14 protein-coding genes are annotated in these 18,570 nt (G+C 71.9%); 6 read left to right on the forward strand and 8 right to left on the reverse strand.

The annotated features are described in order from the left end of the window. Positions 1–157 precede the first annotated feature (157 nt). Positions 158–3,463: an AfsR/SARP family transcriptional regulator gene (locus tag ACZ4FV_RS38550; RefSeq protein ID WP_465325248.1), complete on the reverse strand. Its 3,306-nt coding sequence runs from the start codon at positions 3,461–3,463 to the stop codon at positions 158–160. Between the two features lie 306 nt (positions 3,464–3,769). Here ACZ4FV_RS38550 and ACZ4FV_RS38555 point away from each other — a divergent pair, with 306 nt between their 5' ends. The 3 genes from ACZ4FV_RS38555 to ACZ4FV_RS38565 all read left to right on the forward strand — a co-directional run bounded on the left by ACZ4FV_RS38555 (position 3,770) and on the right by ACZ4FV_RS38565 (position 5,761). Continuing rightward, on the forward strand, positions 3,770–4,420 hold the full coding sequence (locus ACZ4FV_RS38555) for a hypothetical protein (RefSeq protein ID WP_402238378.1): 651 nt from the start codon (positions 3,770–3,772) through the stop codon (positions 4,418–4,420). Between the two features lie 157 nt (positions 4,421–4,577). Next, positions 4,578–4,730 (forward strand): hypothetical protein, encoded by a 153-nt coding sequence (locus ACZ4FV_RS38560; RefSeq protein ID WP_395869659.1) that lies wholly within the window; start codon positions 4,578–4,580, stop codon positions 4,728–4,730. Between the two features lie 104 nt (positions 4,731–4,834). Next, on the forward strand, positions 4,835–5,761 hold the full coding sequence (locus ACZ4FV_RS38565; RefSeq protein WP_402238381.1) for a MerR family transcriptional regulator: 927 nt from the start codon (positions 4,835–4,837) through the stop codon (positions 5,759–5,761). 175 nt (positions 5,762–5,936) lie between these two features. Here ACZ4FV_RS38565 and ACZ4FV_RS38570 read toward each other — a convergent pair whose 3' ends face one another. Beyond that, positions 5,937–6,536, reverse strand: coding sequence for a dihydrofolate reductase family protein (locus tag ACZ4FV_RS38570; protein WP_395869663.1), 600 nt, complete (start codon positions 6,534–6,536; stop codon positions 5,937–5,939). A gap of 307 nt (positions 6,537–6,843) precedes the next feature. Continuing rightward, entirely contained in the window at positions 6,844–7,695 is an 852-nt protein-coding gene (locus ACZ4FV_RS38575; protein WP_395869665.1) for an alpha/beta fold hydrolase, read from the reverse strand. A 327-nt stretch (positions 7,696–8,022) separates the two neighbouring features. Between ACZ4FV_RS38575 and ACZ4FV_RS38580 the strand changes: the two genes are divergently transcribed. Continuing rightward, complete coding sequence (locus ACZ4FV_RS38580) at positions 8,023–9,630, forward strand: alpha/beta hydrolase (RefSeq protein WP_465325252.1); 1,608 nt, start codon at positions 8,023–8,025, stop codon at positions 9,628–9,630. 89 nt (positions 9,631–9,719) lie between these two features. Here the strand turns inward: ACZ4FV_RS38580 and ACZ4FV_RS38585 are convergent, their stop codons facing one another. From ACZ4FV_RS38585 to ACZ4FV_RS38595, 3 genes are read right to left on the reverse strand one after another with little or no spacing between them, the layout of a single operon-like run. Continuing rightward, complete coding sequence (locus ACZ4FV_RS38585) at positions 9,720–11,186, reverse strand: sodium:solute symporter family protein (protein ID WP_402238387.1); 1,467 nt, start codon at positions 11,184–11,186, stop codon at positions 9,720–9,722. Continuing rightward, the gene (locus tag ACZ4FV_RS38590) at positions 11,183–11,503 is read right to left on the reverse strand and encodes a hypothetical protein (RefSeq protein ID WP_402238389.1); all 321 of its coding nucleotides are present in this window, start codon (positions 11,501–11,503) and stop codon (positions 11,183–11,185) included. The genes ACZ4FV_RS38585 and ACZ4FV_RS38590 overlap by 4 nt, the downstream gene beginning before the upstream one ends. Before the next feature lie 46 nt (positions 11,504–11,549). Then, complete coding sequence (locus ACZ4FV_RS38595) at positions 11,550–12,965, reverse strand: amidase (RefSeq protein ID WP_465325255.1); 1,416 nt, start codon at positions 12,963–12,965, stop codon at positions 11,550–11,552. A 282-nt stretch (positions 12,966–13,247) separates the two neighbouring features. Between ACZ4FV_RS38595 and ACZ4FV_RS38600 the strand changes: the two genes are divergently transcribed. Continuing rightward, the gene (locus ACZ4FV_RS38600; RefSeq protein ID WP_465325257.1) at positions 13,248–14,558 is read left to right on the forward strand and encodes a CaiB/BaiF CoA transferase family protein; all 1,311 of its coding nucleotides are present in this window, start codon (positions 13,248–13,250) and stop codon (positions 14,556–14,558) included. Beyond that, entirely contained in the window at positions 14,555–16,150 is a 1,596-nt protein-coding gene (locus ACZ4FV_RS38605; protein ID WP_402238395.1) for a carboxyl transferase domain-containing protein, read from the forward strand. The genes ACZ4FV_RS38600 and ACZ4FV_RS38605 overlap by 4 nt, the downstream gene beginning before the upstream one ends. A 22-nt stretch (positions 16,151–16,172) precedes the next feature. Here ACZ4FV_RS38605 and ACZ4FV_RS38610 read toward each other — a convergent pair whose 3' ends face one another. Further along, positions 16,173–17,195: an Lrp/AsnC family transcriptional regulator gene (locus ACZ4FV_RS38610; protein WP_395869679.1), complete on the reverse strand. Its 1,023-nt coding sequence runs from the start codon at positions 17,193–17,195 to the stop codon at positions 16,173–16,175. 201 nt (positions 17,196–17,396) lie between these two features. Next, the gene (locus tag ACZ4FV_RS38615; protein WP_465325259.1) at positions 17,397–18,554 is read right to left on the reverse strand and encodes an epoxide hydrolase family protein; all 1,158 of its coding nucleotides are present in this window, start codon (positions 18,552–18,554) and stop codon (positions 17,397–17,399) included. Positions 18,555–18,570: the final 16 nt, after the last annotated feature.

The raw sequence follows: 18,570 nt of genomic DNA on the forward strand, positions 1-18,570 counted from the left end.
GACACCCGCCGACCGCCCCCGACACGGGGTCCGGTCGGCGGGTGTCGAGCGTCCCGGCCGCAATCCCGCCACGGCGGGCGACAACGGCCGAATTCCCGGCGGGTGTCGGACCGCCGTGTTCCATCGGCGGGTGGGGCGTGGCCGCCTTCGACCGCCTTCACTCGTCGCTCGGTGTCCGCGTTCGGGCGGTGTCGGGCAGGGACGGGTCGGCGAGGAGGGCGTCCACGCTCGACGTGCCGTCCCAGGGGACATGCGTGCCGTACGCGGCGTCGAAGCGCGCGTCGCCCAGGATGTCGCGGGCCCGCGCCGTGATGCGGACCACGTCGTCCTGTTCGCCCTCGGGCAACGGGATACCGACCGAGCGGCGGGCCGCCGCAGCCGCGCCGAGCAGCCGCGCCGCGTGGTCGGCGTGGCCCCCCGACACCTGTGCGCCGGCCAGGCCCTCCAGCGCCAGCGCAACCGCCCGGGGGTCCCCGGATGCTCGGGCCGCGGACAGACCCTCGAGCTGCAACTCCAGGGCCGTCGCCGTCTCGCCCCGCAGCTCGGCGACGAACCCGAGCTCGGCCAGGATCAACGCCGGCAGGCTCGGCTCGTACCCCATCCGCCGGTGCACCTCCAGCACATTCCGCATGTGCTCCTCGGCGGCGTCCAGGTCACCCGCGCGGCGGGCCCCCATCCCGAGTCCGATCTCCGCGTACTGCTCGCCGAAGGTGTCCGCCTGCGCGACCGCGACCCGCTTGGCCCGCTCGTGGAACTCCCGGGCTCCCGGGTAGTCCCGGGTGAGCATGGCGACGCGTCCTAGGCCCGAGAGTTGGAAGGACACCTCCGGCCACAGCCCGAGGTCCTCGGCCATCCGCAGCCCCTCGCGGTGCAGCCGCCCGGCGCGTTCGTAGTCGCCCATCACCTCGGCCAGCGTCTGCAGCGGCACCATGGCCCGCAACTGCCCCCACTGGTCGCCCAGTTCCCGGAACAGCTCCAGGCTCCGCTCACCATGGCCGCGCAGCACGCCGAAGTCCCCACGCAGCTTCGCGTGGAAGGCCAGGCCGGCGAGCGCCGCGGCCGTGCCCCACCGGTCGCCGATCGATCGGAACGTCGCGAGCGCGGACTCGACCAGGTGCAGGCTCGGCGAGGAATCACCGACGCCGTACAGGTTGGACGCCACGAACCACTGTGCCCGGGCCCGGGCCGGCGGGTCGTCGACGGTTTCGTACGGCCGCAGCGCGGCGCGGTACTCGCCGACGGGGTCCGCGCTGCCGCGGAGCGCCAGCGTGACACCGCCCAGCCAGGCCGTCGCCTCGGCCACCGACCCGGCGGGGGCATCCGTATCGACCGACAGGGCCGCGGCGAGGGAGCGTTGGGCCTCGTTGTTGCGTCCACGCAGACACCAGTACCAGGCCAGCGCGTTCACCAGGCGCAGCGCGCAGTCGGCGTCCCCGGCCCGCACGGCGCCGTCCAGCGCGGAGCGCAGGTTCGCGTTCTCGATGTCCAGCCGGCGCAGCCATCGGCGCTGCTCGTGGCCGCGCAGGTGCGGCTCGGCCCGCTCGGCCAGCGCCGTGTAGTAGGCGCGGTGCCTGCGCCGGTAGACCGCGGACTCGCCGGATTCCACCAGTCGTTCCGCGGCGTACGCGGCCACCGACTCCAGCATCCGATAGCGGGGTCCTTCGGCGCCCGGGCTCTCGGTCATCACCACCAGCGAACAGTCCACCAGCCGGGCCACCAGGTCGAGCACCTCCGCCCGGTCCACGCCGTCCCCGGTGCAGAGTTCCTCCGCGGCGGCGAGCGTGCACCCGTCCGCGTGTACGGCCAGGCGCCGCAGCACCGCCTGTTCCCGGTCGCCGAGCAGGTCCCAGCTCCAGTCGATCACCGCCCGCAACGTCCGCTGCCGGGCCGGGGCGCGGCGCGCACCCACCGCCAGCAGGTGGAAACGGTCGTCCAGGCGGGCGGCCAACTCGTGTACCCCCAGCGCCCGTACCCGCGTCGCGGCCATCTCCAAGGCCAGCGGAAGGCCGTCCAGGCGCCGGCAGATCGACACCACCGCGTCCAGGGTGCTGTCGTCCAGGACGAAACGGGGTGCGGACGCGGTGGCCCGCGCCACGAACAACTCCACCGCGCCGAACCGGAGTACGTCTGCCGCGCTCAGCCCTTCGGCGGACGCAGGCTGCCGCAGCGGCGGTACCTCCCACAGCTGCTCGCCGGTGATGCCGAGCGGCACCTGGCTGGTGGCCAGGATGCGCAGGCCCGGGGCCGCCTTCAGCAGTTGTTCGGCCAACTCGGCCACGGGTTCGGCGACATGCTCGCAATTGTCGAAGATCAACAGGGCCGGCCGGTCCCCCAGCGCGTGCGCGACGCGCGCGGCCGACGACAGCGGCTCGTCCCCGGGGCGGATGGTGTCGTCCCGCACTCCGAGCACCGCACCGACCACCTCGTCGACCTCGGCCCACGCACCGGTCCGTGTGGTGGCGGATGTCGGTTCGAGCGCGGAGAACTCCGCCACGTGGATGCCGGCGGGAAACGTCGCGCCGAGCTGCGCGGCGGTCGCCAGCGCGAGCTGCGTCTTGCCGACGCCGCCGGGGCCGGTGAGCGTCACCAGCCGGTGCGCGGCCGACAGCAGTCGCAGTTCGGCGACCGCCTCGTCGCGGCCGATCAGTGCGGCCGGCAGGGCCGGCACGTTGTTCGGCGGGCGGCTGGAAGGGGCGGCCGGCGCGGGTGGGGCGGCCGGGGCGAGGTCCTGGGTGAGGATCGCGTGGTGCAGGGCGGTCAGTTCGGGCCCCGGGTCGAGCCCCAGTTCCTCGGCCAGCCGGGTACGCAGATCCGCGTGGCTGCGCAGGGCCGCGTCCTGGCGACCGGCCAGATACAGCGCCCGCACGTGTGCGGCGCGCATCCGCTCGCGCAGCGGGTGCAGGACGACCAGGTCACTCAACTCGTCTGCGACGAGGGCGTGTTCGCCGAGTTCGAGGCGGGCTTCGGCTTGTTCCTCCAACGCGGTCAGCCGCTGCTCCTCGAGCAGGGTCGCCGCGGTGCGGGTGAACTCCTCGTCGGCGAAGTCGGCGAACGCGGGACCGCGCCACAGCGCCAGCGCGTCCGCCAGCACGGCGGCCCGGGTCCGCGGATCGGCGACCGCCCGCGCCCGCCCGAGCAGCTCCTGGAAACGGTCCGCGTCGACCGCGTCGGGTCCGACCCGCAGCTCGTACCCCGGCGGGCGCGAGACCACCAGGAGCCGTCCGCCCGGCTCGGCGTCCTCCAGCGCGCGCCGCAGTCGCCACACCTTCGTCTGCAGCGCTCCCGGGGGATCGCTTGGTGGCCTTGCCCCCCACAGGTCCTCGACGAGTCGGTCCGCGGAGACCGGGCGCCCCCGATGCACCAGGAGACACGCGAGAAGGGCGCGGGCCTTCGACTCGGGGACCTTGCTCTCCGAGCCGTCATCCGACCACACGCCGAGCGAACCCAGCACCCCGAAACGCATACGGCCAGGTTAGTCGACGGCACCCGGCGGCGGACGGGACGGCGCGGCGAGCGCCGAGCACGGGTCGGGAGCCGGCGCGGAAGGGCGGGAGCCGCGCGGTACGAACCCGGAAGCGGACCGGCAACCGAACCACAAGCCGACCCGGACGAGCCGGACGCGCCGCGAGCCGCCGAGCCCGAACCGAGAGCCGACCGAAAGCGGCGTGGCGTACCGAGGGACACCCAACGCGAAACGCGGATGCCGATCGAAGGAAGCCCCGGCTCCGGCGACCCCCGACTGTCCGGGAGGTGTGCAACAGTGCGCGCCATGACCTTGCGAAGCACCCCGCACGACTGGACGGAAACCGTCGCACTCTTCGAGCGGCGGGAGTTCCCCGAATCCTCGTACGGGAACCTGTACAACGAGACGTACGACGTACACGAGGGCAACACCTCGATACCCGGCCACTTCGACCTGGACGAGGCCGAACCCACCGGCACGGGCTACGTCATCGACGGCGATCTGACCGTCGACGGCAATGTCGTCAATGTGGACGACGGCTGCCCGGCACTGATCGTGCTGGGCGATCTACGCGCCGGGAACATCTACCTCGAAGGCGACGCCAAGCTCCTGGTCCAGGGAACCGTGCACGTGGACGCCTTCATCGGCAACATGACCGACAAACTCGTCATGATCCACGGCGACCTGCGGGCGACCGTGACGGTCCTGTCCGCCGAGTTCTCCCCCGACCTCGTCGGCGGCGAACTGCACGGCGGCGTGATCGCCCCCTCGTATCTCGAACTCGCCCAGGACCGCGATCCGGCCGCGCTGCTCGTCCCCGAGGTCCTGGTCACCGACGAGGACCCCGACGATGCCGACGACCGCCGCGGCTTCGACGCGCCGAGGGTACACGGCGGCCGCCTGCTGCGCCGCATCCGGAAGGGACTCCCGGTCACCCTGACCATCGAGAATCGGTGACCGCACAGTCCCGGGTCCCATAGCGCCACAAGAACCCTTTCCCTCCGCAGCCCCGCCCCCCGCACAGCGCAAAACCACCATCCGCACCCTGCCCATCTCCGGCGACAAACCCCTGGCCCCCGGTCACCCACAGGCCGGGGCAACCAGCCCCGCAGCCATGACCGAGACGGCGACACCAGACGACGACTCGGCCCGACCGAGCACCGCGATCAGCCCGGTCCCGATGAAGACCGGCTTCCGTCCGGTCGGCACGTTTACCGGAACGGGCGGCACGTTGTCCCTCGACCTGATCCTGGACCCTCCTCCCTGACCTCCCGAAGCCGAGGTCGCACGCGCAATACGCGAGCCGGCCCGGCGCGGCGGTGGCAAAAAGTCCTTGAGTCTCCAGTGAGGGGAGACGCCATGATGAGGGACATGAACGACGTGGCCCTGCATGCGATCGGGGAAGTCGCCCGACGCACCGGACTGTCGGTGAAGACCATCCGCTTCTACTCCGACTCGGGATTGGTGCCGTTCTCGGGTCGTAGCCCCGCCGGCTACCGGCTCTACGACCTCGACGCACTGCTGCGCCTGGACCTGGTCCGCACGCTGCGGGAGTTGGGCCTGGACCTCGCCACGATCCGTCGGGTGCTGGACCGCAAGGTGTCGGTGGCGGAGGTCGCGGCGGCCCACCTCGACGCCGTCGACGTACAGATCCGGACGTTGCGGCTGCGTCGAAGTGTCCTGCGAGTCGTGGCCACCCATGGCTCCAGCCCGGAGGAGACCAACCTCATGCACAAGCTCACCCGACTGACCGCGACCGAACGCCGACGCCTGATCGACGACTTCATCGGCGCCACCTTCGGCAGCGAACCCGCCTACCTCGATCTGGCGACCATGGTGCGCGCCGCCGCCCCCGACCTCCCCGACGATCCCTCTCCCGAGCAGGTTCGGGCGTGGGTCGAGCTCAACGAGCTCATCGGCGACGAGGATTTCCGCGACCGCATGCGCAAGTCGGCCGCACGCGAGGGCGACCGGGCCGATACCGGCATCTCCGACGAGGTACTGGAGGCCCTCCGCGAGCGGATCACCGCTGCGAAGGAAGCGGGCATCGACCCACTCGGCGCGGCGGCCGAACCCGTCGTCGAGGGCATCCTCCATGTGCTCGCGCGCGCGTACCCGCACGTGCCCGACGCGGAACTGCCGGCCTGGACGATCCGACACCTCGAACGGATCGATGATCCGCGCGTGGAGCGGTACTGGCGGCTGGTGTGGGTCATCAACGACTGGCACGTGCTGCCCGGTCTGCTCCCGGACTTCACCTGGCTGCTCCAGGCGCTGCGCAAGGACCGCGACCTTTGAGCGGAGGGCCGGGCGGCCCACCGGTTCGAACTCGGGTATCGGACCACCGGTGTGTTTTCCGAGCCGGGAACCGAGAAGGGGCCTCCCGTGCGGCCATGCGCGAGCGCATGCCGCGCGGGAGGGCCCCGGTTCGGCCTGGCGCCGATCACCCGTCCCCAGAACGGGTGATCGGCGGTCAGGCGCCGGCGGCCTTGGCCCGGTAGGTGGCCACGTGGACACCGGTGCCGCTGGTGACGGTGGAGACGAGGTCGAAGGCGCGCAGGGCGCCGTCGGCCGGGTAGATCGTCTTTCCGCCACCGAGCAGCACCGGCATGATCATCAGGCGGAGTTCGTCGGCGAGTCCTTCGGCGATGAGAGTACGGGCGAGCGAGGCGCTGCCGGTGACGACCAGGTCGCCGCCGTCGATCTCGCGCAGCTTCCCGATCTGCTCCAGGGCCTGGTCGCCCGGTATGCGGATGGTGTTGTTCCAGGTCAGGTCGTCGTCGGTGAGCGTGTTGGTCACCACGTACTTGGTGACGTTGTTCATGTGGTCGGCGAACGGGTCGCCCGCGCGCTCCGGCCAGGCGGCTGCCATGACCTGCCAGGTGTTGCGGCCGAACAGCATGGCCCCGGTACCGGCACTCCATTCGGCCAGGGCCTTGCCCATCACCGCCGGGTCGAAGTAGGGGTGGGTCCAACCACCGTGGGCGAAGCCGCCGTCGGTGTCCTCGTCCGGGTGGCCCGGCGCCTGTACGACACCGTCGAGGCTGACGAACTCGGCAATCACAATGCGCATTTGAGCATCTCGCTTTTTCTCGTGGTGGCGACGTCGGGTAGTCGGTGCGGTGGTCACCGGGACGGGTGCCAGGGCGCGTTGGATCGCGCCGCCTCCGCAACTCGCGATCCGGGACCTTCCGTTTTCCAGCTGGGGAAACGCTAAGTTGCATTCACCGGAAGGTCAATCGACAAGACCGTCAGTTTCCACTATTTTCCCAGGTCATAGCAGGTTACATCGTTGCAATGAAATGCCGCCGAACGCAAACACTACACATCAAACGTTGCAATGACCTGTCGCTGAACGCCCCCGGGAAGGGCTGTGGCGATCAGCCCGTCGGCGCCGACTGGTTGGTGAGGAACTCGCCGGCGGGCGGGGCCAGCAGCCCGACGTTCGGGTTGTGGCTGAGCTTCGGGATCTCGATGTGCCGGGCATCGGGCAGCACCGCGGTGGCGGCCCGGGCCGCGGTACGCAGCAGCGCGTCGCTGCGCGCGCCGGAGAGCACCAGCACCGGCACCCGTACGCCCGCCCAGTCGGCGGGGTCGAGCGGCTCGCCGCGCATGTACTCGCCCATCACCGCCCAGTCGTGCGGCGTGGAGCCGGCCACCGCCGTGAGCTTGGACCACATCGGGGTGATCCGCATCAGCCCCACGAACGGGGCGGGAATGCCCATCGCCTTGGTCATGAAGTACCGCACGACCTTGCCGCGTCGGTCGGCGGCGACCAGTGCGTGCAGGGTCTCGCCCAGGTCCGCCGGCGGCACATGGCGGGTGCGGTCGACGACGAACGGCGGCTCGAAGGCAACCACCCGACCGATCCCGGGAATTCGCCCCGAGGCGGCGGCCCGCAGCGCCAGGCCCGCGCCCGAGGACCAGCCGAACAGCGCCGCCGAGCCACCCTCGGCGGCGACCACCGCGGCCAGGTCGTCGATCTCCTGCGCGACATCGTGGCGCCCCGGGGTGTCGCCGCTGTCACCACGACCGCGACGGTCGTAGTCGACGACGGTCAGCCCGTACGAAGCGACCAACAACCGCGCCAGTTCCACCATCTTCGGGAACCCCCGGTAGCTGAAGGCGCCGCCGACGAGGATCACCGTCCCCCTGCTGTCACCCGCGGGCGTGTGCCGGTCGTACACGATGGTGGTGCCGTCGGCGGAGGTGACGGTGTGCGTGGTGGCCATGGAAGCTCCCGTGTCTGTGTTCCGGCGTCTCGCGTCGCTCTCGTTCCCGCTGCGAACGCTGTGATTGATCAGACCGGGCCCACCCGGAAAACTCATCGCCATCCCGGAACTTCTTTTCGATCACCCACTGCTCACCGTGGCCGTGCAGCCCGGCGCACGGGTCGCGGTACGCCGGGTCGAGTGCATCCGGCCGCGTGCCGGCACGCCGCCCCGAGCGATGCGTTCGTCCGACGCGGGATATCGCCGTGCGCCGCCGAAGCGCCGAGTGGTAGTCCTTGAGCTGTGATCACTCCCTTTCGAGCGGCGTCCTTCCGCCGTTCCATACCCGTGGCCGTAGCCTTGCTCGTGGCCGCGGGGTGCACCTCCGGCGCCGGCGACAGGGCGTCCGACACCGCCGTCGCGAAGCCCGTTCCCACACCGGTGACGACCGCGCCGCCGGCGCCCACCCCGCCGCCGGCAAAGCCCAAGGGAGCGGCGGACCCCGCGCTGCGTCCCTTCTACGAGCAAAAGATCTCGTGGCAGGCGTGCCAGGACGATCCGGCGACTCCCAAGAAGGACGAGGGCGAATTCCGGTGTGGGACCTTCAAGGTCCCGCTGGACTACACCGCTCCCGACGGCAAGTCGCTCGACATCGCCGTGATGCAACATCCGGCCGCCAAGCCCGATCAGCGGATCGGCTCGCTCGTGCTCAACCCCGGCGGACCCGGCGGCTCCGGCCAGGACTTCGTCAAGTACGCGTTCACCGAGTTCGACGGCGTCCTGCACGACCGCTACGACGTCCTCGGCTTCGACCCGCGCGGTGTCGCCGACAGTTCGCCCGTGCGCTGCCTGGACGACAAGACCCGGGACGAGCGCAACGCCCAGGACTCGCCGCACGATCCGATCGAGCGCAAGGCGCACGGCGAGCGGAGCGGCAAGGCGTTCTCCGCCGCCTGCCAGGAAAAGTCCGGCGACCTGCTCCCGTTCGTGGGCACCCGCAACGCGGCTCGCGACATGGACGTCCTGCGCGGTGCGGTCGGTGACGACAAGCTCAACTACCTCGGCGTCTCCTACGGAACCTACCTCGGCTCGCTGTACGCCGAGGAGTTCCCCGACCGGGTGGGCCGCCTCGTCCTGGACGCCGTGGTGGACCCGGCGGCCGACAAACTCGACGCGGCCATCGACCAGACCATCGGCTTCGAGCGCTCGTTCCGCGCGTTCGCCGCGGATTGCGCCGCCCGCAAGGGCTGCCCGCTGGGCGGCAACCCGGACCGGGCCGCCGAGATCGGCGCCGACTTCCTCGACAAGTTGCAGGACAACCCCCTGCGTACCGCGAGCCAGGGCCGCAAACTCACCTCCAGTCTCGGCTGGGCGGGCGCGAAGAGCCTGTTGTACGGCAACAAGGAAACCTCGTGGAAGTACCTGCGCGAGGCATTCACCGTGGCCATGAACGGCAAGGACGGCAGCGCGCTGTTGTTCTACGCGGACAACTACCTGGGCCGGGACAAGAAGGGTCACTACGACAACGGCTCGGACTCGCGCGCGGCGATCCGCTGTGCCGACGGCGCCGCTCCCGCTCCCTCCCCCGAGGCGATCCAGCAGGTCCTGGCGAAGCTCAAGGCCGACGCACCGTTGTTCTCGAAGGACACCGTCGCATCCGACATCGAGGGTCCCGGTTGCGAGTTCTGGCCGTATCGGACGCCCGAGAAGCCGCACGTGATCCGGGCCGAGGGCGCCGCGCCGATCCTGGTCGTCGGCACGACGGGCGACCCGGCCACCCCGTACGCCGCTTCCGAGAAGCTGGCCAAGGATCTCGCGCACGCGACGCTGTTGACCCTGGAGGGCGAAGGCCACGGCGCGTTCGGCCGCAGCAAGTGCGTCGACGCGAACGTCATCGCCTACCTCGTGGACGGCAGCCTCCCGGCGGCCGGAACACGGTGCACGGACGCGAAGTAGACGAAGCGGGCGAGATCGCCCCGTCGTCGTGGCGAACCCGCCGTGACCGGAAGGCAGATCCGGTCACGGCGGGTCTCGATCGGGTGCGCTCACACTCCCGCGGCGGCCGGCTTCGGCTTCCGCGGCGCGCGGTCCGCGTGCTCGGGTATCGACTCCGCGACCGGGCGCCGCGGCCACAGCAGGTGCGCCGCGAGGGTGACCGCGAGATTGGGTGCCAGGGCGATCAACCCCGCGTCCCAACTCCCCACGTCGACATGGGCGAACGTCAGCCAGCTCAGTACGCCGATGCCCGTCGTGATGCCCAGGAGCGCGGGCATCGCGGCCTGCGGGTTGCGCCGGCGCAGCGCCATCACCGTGGCCGGCGCCAGTTGCGACAGACCGCCGTAGGTGAGCAGCAGCAGGTTGGCGAGCAGTCCCGGGCGGCCCAGCGCCAGGATCAGGGCGAGGCCGGACGCGAGCACTACGCACGCGTGGTTGACCCGGAGTCGGTTGCGCTCGCCGCGTACGGGCACCAGGTTGTGCGACACCAGGGTCGAGATGCCCATCACGATCGCCGCCGACGGCACCATCGCGGCGGCGGCCGCGGCGACCGCGACCACGCCGACGAGCCAACCGGGCATCGAGTGCCCGGCCATGGTCAGCAGCACGCCGTTGCCGGCGCTGTCCGGCGAGAGTTCGAGCACGGCCGCGAATCCCACGATCACCGGGACCGCCAGGGCGACCTGGTACAGCGGGAGCCAGATGTAGTTCTGCCGCAGGGCGCGTGCGCTGCGCGCGGAGAGCACGGGCGGCCACAGGTGCGGCATCGTGTTCAGGCCCGATCCGATCGCGCTGATCAGCAGCGCGGTGGTGTACCAGGTCTTGTCGTAGTCGCCGCCGACCGTCAGCAATGACGCGTGGCTGTCCCGGACGGTGTCGAAGATGTGCGCGAACCCGCCGGTGACCGACATCGGCACCGCGATCAGGAGCGCGACGAGCGCGACGACCATGAGCACGTCCTTGGCGTACGCCACGCGGGCGATGCCCCGGATGCCGGACCACAATACGAAGCCCGCGGTCAGGACGGTCGCGAGCACCATGCTCAGGTGGCCGCCGGCCTTGCTGCCGGTGGCCAGTTGCACGATCAGCCCCAGGCCGGTGATCTGCAACTGCAGGTACGGCAGCAGGAACACCGCGCCGACCACCGCGACCACCTTGCCCAGCAGCGGGCTGGCGAAGCGGTCGGCGAAGAAGTCGGCCTGGGTCAGGTAGCCGCGGTCGCGGCCCAGTCGCCAGGTCCGCGGGCCGATGAAGTACATCGTGACGAGGGAAATGGCGAGATAGCCGAGCGCGTAGGTGGCCGCCACGCCACCCCCGAAGGCGAGACCGGCCAGACCCAGGAAGCTGAAGGTGGTGAAGGACTCGCCGGCCTGGAGGAACCACGAGGTCATGGCCGAGAAGCGCCGGTTGCCGACGGTCCATTCGCCCAGTTCGCCCTTGGCCGGCCGACGGGCGCCGACGCCGATCGCGGCGAGTGCCACGATGCCGAGCACGGTGATGACCATGGTGCTGTTCACGACGTGATCTCCGATGCGGCTGCGGCCTTCGTGGCGGACCCGGCGCCGTCGTGCTCGAGGTCGTCCCCGTGCTCGAGGTCGTCCCCGTACTCGACGTCGACCTCGTGCTCGACGTCCTCGTCGTCGTCCTCGGGGTGATCGGCGTAGCGCTCGATCGCGAACAGCGCGACGGTGCAGCCGACGGTCCACAGGACGGCCCAGACCAGTACCGAGGGCAGGCCGAGCCACAGGTGCGGGCCGTTGACGAACGGCAGGTAGGGAGTTGCGAAGAAGGCGAGCACGGGCAGCGCGGCCCATGCGGCGTGGCGTTTTCTCATCGGGGCTCCCTGGAGGGGACGGAACGCGGCGGGGACGAGGGCGGGGTCAGCCCCGGGGCGGGCGTCGGCGCCCGTGTCGGGTCGCGGCCTCGAACGCCGCGCCGATCCGCAGCGTGGTCAGGTCCGACCGCGGCGCGGTGACGATCTGCAGGCCGACCGGAAGGCCGCCGGGCGTGAATCCGGCCGGCACCGACAGCGCGGGGGCGCCGAGCAGCGTGACGTAGTACGCCGAACGCATCCAGTCGAGGTAGGTGTGCTGCGCGAGTCCGGCGACCGATTGCGGGTACTCCAGGTCGGCGTCGAAGGGCACGACTTGGCTCACCGGCGCCAGCAGCACGTCGTAGCGATCGAAGAAGTCGATGCCACGCGCGTACAGCCGACTGTGCGCGATCGTCGCGCGCGCGAGATCGTCCGAGCCGAGCCTGCGGCCCTCCTCGATGTTCCACACCAGGCTCGGTTTGAGCGCCGCGCGCGAGGAATCGAGCACGTGGCCGAGGCCGAGGTTGAACTCGTGGGCGCGCAGGGTGCGGAAGACGTCGTCGGCGCCGCGGAAGTCGGGGCTGTCCGACTCGACGTGGCAGCCGAGGTCCGCGAACACCGCGACCGCGTCCGCCAGGACGTCGAGCACCTCCGGGTCGACGGGCACGCCGGCGCCCAAGTCCGGTGCCCAGGCGACCCGCAGCCCTCGCGGGTCGAAGTCCAGGGGCGCCGCGAACGCCGAGCCGGGTGTCTCCAGGGCGATCGGGTCGCGCGGATCGGGCCCGGTCATCGCCGAGAGCAGCAGCGCGGTGTCGGCGACCGTGCGGGCCATCGGGCCGGCCACCGCCAGCGTCTGCCAACTGCTGCCTGAGGGGGCCTGCGGGACGCGGCCCGGCGTGGGGCGCAGGCCGACGACGTTGCAGAACGACGCCGGATTGCGCAGCGAGCCGCCCATGTCGCTGCCGTCGGCGATCGGCTGCATGCCGGCCGCGAGGGCCGCGGCCGCCCCGCCGCTGCTGCCGCCCGCCGAGCGGGAGGGGTCGTACGGGTTGCGGGTGGTGCCGAAGACGGTGTTGAAGGTGTGCGAGCCGGCCGCGAACTCGGGGACGTTGGTCTTGCCGATCCGGATCGCGCCGGCCGCCGTGACCCGGGCCACCAGCGGGTCGTCGTGGTCGGGCACGTCGTCGGCGTGCAGCGGGGACCCGTGGGTGGTGCGCATGCCCCGGGTGTGGTGGGTGTCCTTGAAGGCGATCGGCAGTCCGTGCAGTGGGCCGGTGGCCTCCCGGCGGGCGAGCGCCGCGTCGGCCGCGTCGGCGGCGGCGAGGGCGCCCTCGGGGTCGAGGGTGACGATCGCGTTGATCGCGGGGTTCACCGCCGCGATGCGGTCCAGGTGTGCCTGGACGACCTCGCGGCTGGACAACTCGCGCCGCCGGATACGGGCGGCGAGGTCGGTGGCGTCGAGGTCGGGGATGTCGTCGGTCATGGGTGTCCTGGTGCGAGCGGCGGCGGAAGCGGGAGGTGTGGGGTGGCGGCCGGAGGCGGTTCGCCTCCGGTGCGGCCGGGCCAGTCTGCGGATCGTTGACGAATTCAGTCAAGGGTTTGAGCAGCATGAACTTTTCGGCCGACGAGTAGCCGTCCGGATGTTCACGACCTTGCGCTTGTGGATCGAACAAGAAAACACACGGTCCGATCTAGACGAATTCGGCCATGCATGCTTATCTTCTGACTGTTTCAGTCAATAGACATCGCACACGTAAGGGGTCCCATGTCCGGCGATCCGTCCGGTACCCGCGGCCCGCTCGACGGCCGCCTCGTCCTCGACCTGTCCCGAGCCCTCGCCGGCCCACACGCCGCGATGATGCTCGGTGACCTCGGGGCCCGCGTGATCAAGGTCGAGCTACCCGGCGGCGGCGACGACACCCGGGGCTGGGGTCCCCCGTTCGTCGGTCCGGCGGACGCCCGCGAGTCGACCTACTTCCTGGCCTGCAACCGCAACAAGGAGTCGGTCACCGCCGACCTCAAGAGTGCCGAGGGCCGCGACCTGGTGACCCGGCTGGCCCGTCGGGCCGACGTACTGATCGAGAACTTCAGGCCCGGGGTGCTCGACCGCCTCGGCTTCACCGTCGAGCGCCTGCACGAACTCAATCCCGGCCTGGTCGTGTTGTCGATCAGCGGATTCGGCCACGACGGTCCGCACGGCGGGCGGGCCGGCTACGACCAGATCGCGCAGGGCGAGGCCGGCCTGATGAGCCTGACCGGCGAGCCCGGCGCGCCGACCAAGGTCGGTACCCCGATCGCCGATCTGCTCGCCGGGATCTTCGGCGTCTCGGGAGTACTCGCGGCGCTGCTGGAACGACAGGCCACCGGCCGGGGACGTGTGGTGCGGACCTCGCTGTTGTCCTCGATGATCGGCATCCACAGCTTCCAGGGCACCCGGTGGACCGTCGCCGGCGACCTCCCCGAGCCCACCGGCAACCAGCATCCCTCGATCGCTCCCTACGGGCTTTTCCACTGCGCCGACGGCGACATCCAACTCGCCGCCGGCAGCCCGGCGCTGTGGCGGGCCCTCGCCGCCGTCACCGGCCTGGATCCGGACGACCCGCGCTACGCCGGCAACGGCGACCGGGTCCGCCGGCGCGACGAGCTGGCGGCCGAACTGACGGCGGTCTTCGCCGGCGCGAGCGCCGCCGACTGGCTTGCCCGGCTCGACGCGGCCGGGGTGCCCGCGGGGAAGGTGCGCGGCATCGACGAGGTGTACGCGTGGGAGCAGACCCGGCAGCAGGGCCTGGTCGTCGAGGTGGAGCACCCCACGCTCGGAGCGATCGAACTGCCCGGACCGCCCTGGCGCTTCGACGACGGGGGGCGCCGCGAGCACACCGCGCCGCCCACCCTCGGCCAACACGACGCGAGCGTGCGGGCATGGCTGGACGCGCGGGACGCCGAGGACGAACACCCCTCGGACGCGCACCCCTGCGACCCGTCCCGGGCCGCCGACGACGCGCATCGCGACGCGGGGCACGTCGTCGCGGCCGACGTGCACCGAGCCCCGCGCACCGACGTGGGGACGCGCCGATGACACCCGCCGCCGCGACCCGCGGTCGGCCCACCGCCCTCGCCTTCGCCACCGACCTGCTCGACCCCGACAGCTTCCGCTCCTGGGACGAACCGATCCCGCCGAACGCCGCCCCGGGCCCGTACGCCGATGCCCTCGCGCACGCCCGCGCGCGCAGCGGGAGTGACGAGTCGGTACGAACCGGCGAGGGGCGCATCGCCGGGCACCGGATCGCCGTGCTCCTCGGCGAATTCGGCTTTCTGGCCGGATCGATCGGGGACGCCGCCGCGAACCGCCTGGTGGCGGCCATCCGTCGGGCCGGCGCCGAACGACTGCCGCTGTTCGCCTCACCGGTCTCGGGCGGCACCCGGATGCAGGAGGGCACGCCTGCGTTCGTGCGGATGATCGACATCACCGCGGCGATCGTCGCGCACAAGGCCGCGGGCCTGCCCTACCTGGTCCACCTTCGCCACCCCACCACCGGCGGGGCGTTCGCGTCCTGGGGCTCGCTCGGACACGTCACGACCGCCGAGCCCGGGGCGCTGATCGGGTTCCTGGGGCCGCGCGTGTACGAGGCGCTGCACGGCGCACCGTTCCCGGAGCATGTGCAGCGGGCGGAGAACCTGTACCGCAGGGGCGTCCTGGACGCGGTGGCGACCACACCCGAACTGCGCCGCCGCACGGCGCGGACGCTCGACCTGCTGTCCGGGGAACGAGCCACCACCACGGCACGAACCACTTCGGCGCACTCGGGCTCGGGGCCGGATCCCGGCGCGGCGCCCTCGGACCGGTACGGGAGTCCCCTCCAGGCGCCCCCGAACCAGCGTCCTCGTCCGGCCCGCGCGCCACACGGCGTCTGGCGGTCCGTCGTCCGGACCCGCCGGGCGGACCGTGTCGGGCTCGCCGACCTGCTGCGCCGCGCCGAAACGCTCGTACCGCTGTCGGGGACCGGGGCCGGTGAGCGCGACGACGCGATGCGGATCGCCCTCGCCCGGATCGGCGGTACGGCCTGTGTCGTGGTCGGCCACGATCGTGAACGGGCGGCCGTGGGCGGCCCCGTGGGACCGGGCGGCCTGCGCACCGCGCGGCGCGGGATGCGGCTGGCCGCCGAACTGGGCCTGCCGCTGCTGACCGTGATCGACACCGCCGGCGCCGCGCTGACCCCGGCCGCCGAGGAGGGAGCCCTGGCCGGCGAGATCGCCCGCTGTGTGGCCGACCTCGGGTCCTCCCCCGTGCCGACCGTCGGTCTGCTGCTGGGCGAGGGTGCGGGCGGCGCCGCGCTGGCGCTGATACCGGCGGTGCGCCGGATCGCGGCCGAACACGCGTGGCTGGCCCCGCTACCGCCCGAGGGCGCGTCGGCGATCGTGCATCGCGACACCACCCGGGCCGCCGAACTCGCCGACGAACAACGAATCGGCGCCCGGGCCCTGCTGGCAGCCGGAATCGTGCATCGCGTCGTCGCGGAAATCGCCGGAGCCCCCGGAGTCGCGGAAATCGCGGGAGCCGCCGAAGTCGCCGAGGTCGCGGAACCCGGGTCGCTCGCGCCGGGCGACTTCCTCGACCGACTCGGCACGGCGATCGCCGAGGAGTTCGCCCAGGCCCGAGCGGCCCGCTGAACCCGGCCGTACCGCCTGCGAGTCAGCCGACGCCGGCCCCGCGCCCGGCCCCGACCCCGACCCGCGCACCGAGCAGTTCGCGCAGTCGTGGGGTCGGGGTCGCGCTGCGCATCAGGGGTTCGACCACGAGGTGCGACTGCACCGCCTCCACGCGCCGCACCCACGGCGAGGTGGTCAGGAACTCGTGCAGCGCCTGCTTCGACGGCTGCACGACGTCGACCAGGATCTGGTACTCCCCCATCACCACCGCCGCGTAGCGCACCAACGGCGAGTCGAGGAGCAGCCGACCCACCGCCTCGACGTCGTCGGGCCGGGTGCGGATCCACAACATGGCCTCCACCGGGAAGCCGAGCAGGGCCGGTTCGGTCGAGGCACGGATGCTCACCATGCCGGAACGGGTGAGCGCCTCCACCCGGCGGCGCGCGGTGGCCTCGGAGACACCCGCGATGGCGGCGAGTTCCTCGTGCGTTCGCCGGCCGTCCTCGGCAAGCGCGTGCAGAATGCTCCACTCCTCCGGGCCGACGTCGGCATCCGCCGGCTCGACGTGCTCGGTCGGCGTGGGAAACCGCGCGAGCGCACTCGCCTCGTCCGGGGCGAGGATGTCCGGCTGCCATTCGTGCACGGTGCGGAAGTACCGCAACACCGGCGCGACCTGTTGGGAGACCAGGCCGGGCAGGGTGGGCAGTTCCTCCAACATCAAACGCGCGAGCCGATCGGGCGGACACTGCACCTCGGCCACGCAGTCCACCGAGCCGGCCAGCACGTACGCGAACACGGTGCCGCTGCCGGACGCCGCGGCGATGGCCGCCTCGCGGACCTGCCCCGGCCGGCAGTTCAGCCGCACGATCACCGTGTCACCGCCGGCGACGAGGCCCGTCACGGTCACCGATCGGGTCTCCAGCAGGCGCAGCCCTCGGCGCGCCACGGTGCGCTCGGGTTCGCCGAGGGCGGTCGCGATCCGACGCCAGGAGGCGCGGCCGTCGACCTGGAGGGCGGCGATGATACGGCGGTCAAGGGCGTCCACGCCCGCGTCGACTGGGGTCACCGGAAACACGGTACCCACCGACCCTGCCGACCCGGGACCGCCCCACCGGGGCGACCGTGCGAGGCCGGTATCGGCCGACCGGCCATCCGTCGGGGCGGGGAGATGCGCGGAGCCGCGCGGGGCGCCCGACCGGAAACCTTCGGCCGAGCGCCCCGCGTCGATCACCCGCTCAATCCCTCACCCGCGCACCCGCGCACCCGCTCACCCGCCGCTCGACCGCAGCGGCCGGAAGAAGGACCGCAGGTCGGCGACGACCTGGTGGGGTTCCTCGTGCGCCATGAAGTGGCCGCCGCGCTCCGGGATGTGCCAGTGGCGCAGGTCGGTGTGCACACGTTCGGCGAGGCTGCGCGGGTAGTTGCGGAAGGCGGGCTCATTGCTCAGGGTGATCGCCGCCGGGGCGGTGATCGGCGGGACGGGAGTGTTCTTCGGGTAGTCGTAGTACTGACGGAACGACGAGCCGATGCTCCCGGTGGCCCAGTACAGGGTCGCCACCGTCAGCAGCGTGTCCCGGTCCCAGCGGGTCTCCAGGTCGCCGCCGCAGTCGCTCCAGTCCCGGTATTTGTCGGCGATCCAGGCCAACAGCCCGGCCGGTGAGTCGGCCAGGGCGGCGGCGATCGTGTCCGGCCTGGTCCACATGATCTCGCTGTAGCCCTGATCACCCTGGTCGTACGCGTCCAGCGCGTCCAGGAACGCCTGTTCGTCGGCGGTCGGCGGGGCGGTCCCGAAGTCGGCGGAGATCACGGCCGAGGTCAGGTGCACGCCGGCGACCTCCTTCGGGTACAGCGCGCCGAGCCACTGGTTGACGCCACCGCCGATGTCCCCGCCGAACGCGCCGAAGCGCGGGTAGCCGAGCGTCTCGGTCATCAACTCGTGCCAGATCTCGGCGACGCCGCGACGGGTGAACGGCCCCCGGGGCAACTCGGAGAACAGGAAGCCGGGCAGGGAGGGGATCACCACGTCGAACGCGTCGGCGGGGTCGCCGCCGTAGGCCGCCGGATCGGTCAGCGGCCCGGCCACGCGCAACATCTCCACAAAGCTGCTGGGCCAGCCGTGTGTGAGAATCAGCGGCATCGCCGCCGGCGCCCCCTCCGCCCGCCTGGCCTTGAGGTGCACGAAGTGCACACGCTTTTCGGCCACTTGGGCGGTGTACTGGGGATGGGCGTTCAGTGCCGTCTCGGCCGCGCGCCAGTCGAAGTCGTCGGCCCAGTAGGCGACCAGGTCGCGCAATTGCCCGGGGTCGACACCGGCGGCCCAGCGGGTGGAGTCGGAGGCGGTGGTGAACAGGGTACGGCGCAGACGGGTCCGCAGGTCGTGCAGGACGTCGTCGGACACGGAGATCCGGAAGGTCTCGACTGTCATGGTTCCTTCGTTTCGA

The sequence above is a fragment of the Embleya sp. NPDC025285 genome (assembly GCF_055558835.1).

Excerpts from the sequence above, each read along its gene's own strand:
- ACZ4FV_RS38550 (WP_465325248.1), bottom strand. The coding sequence starts at position 3,463 with ATGCGTTTCGGGGTGCTGGGTTCGCTCGGCGTGTGGTCGGATGACGGC.
- ACZ4FV_RS38555 (WP_402238378.1), top strand. The coding sequence starts at position 3,770 with ATGACCTTGCGAAGCACCCCGCACGACTGGACGGAAACCGTCGCACTC.
- ACZ4FV_RS38560 (WP_395869659.1), top strand. The coding sequence starts at position 4,578 with ATGACCGAGACGGCGACACCAGACGACGACTCGGCCCGACCGAGCACC.
- ACZ4FV_RS38565 (WP_402238381.1), top strand. The coding sequence starts at position 4,835 with ATGAACGACGTGGCCCTGCATGCGATCGGGGAAGTCGCCCGACGCACC.
- ACZ4FV_RS38570 (WP_395869663.1), bottom strand. The coding sequence starts at position 6,536 with ATGCGCATTGTGATTGCCGAGTTCGTCAGCCTCGACGGTGTCGTACAG.
- ACZ4FV_RS38575 (WP_395869665.1), bottom strand. The coding sequence starts at position 7,695 with ATGGCCACCACGCACACCGTCACCTCCGCCGACGGCACCACCATCGTG.
- ACZ4FV_RS38590 (WP_402238389.1), bottom strand. The coding sequence starts at position 11,503 with ATGAGAAAACGCCACGCCGCATGGGCCGCGCTGCCCGTGCTCGCCTTC.
- ACZ4FV_RS38595 (WP_465325255.1), bottom strand. The coding sequence starts at position 12,965 with ATGACCGACGACATCCCCGACCTCGACGCCACCGACCTCGCCGCCCGT.
- ACZ4FV_RS38600 (WP_465325257.1), top strand. The coding sequence starts at position 13,248 with ATGTCCGGCGATCCGTCCGGTACCCGCGGCCCGCTCGACGGCCGCCTC.
- ACZ4FV_RS38605 (WP_402238395.1), top strand. The coding sequence starts at position 14,555 with ATGACACCCGCCGCCGCGACCCGCGGTCGGCCCACCGCCCTCGCCTTC.
- ACZ4FV_RS38615 (WP_465325259.1), bottom strand. The coding sequence starts at position 18,554 with ATGACAGTCGAGACCTTCCGGATCTCCGTGTCCGACGACGTCCTGCAC.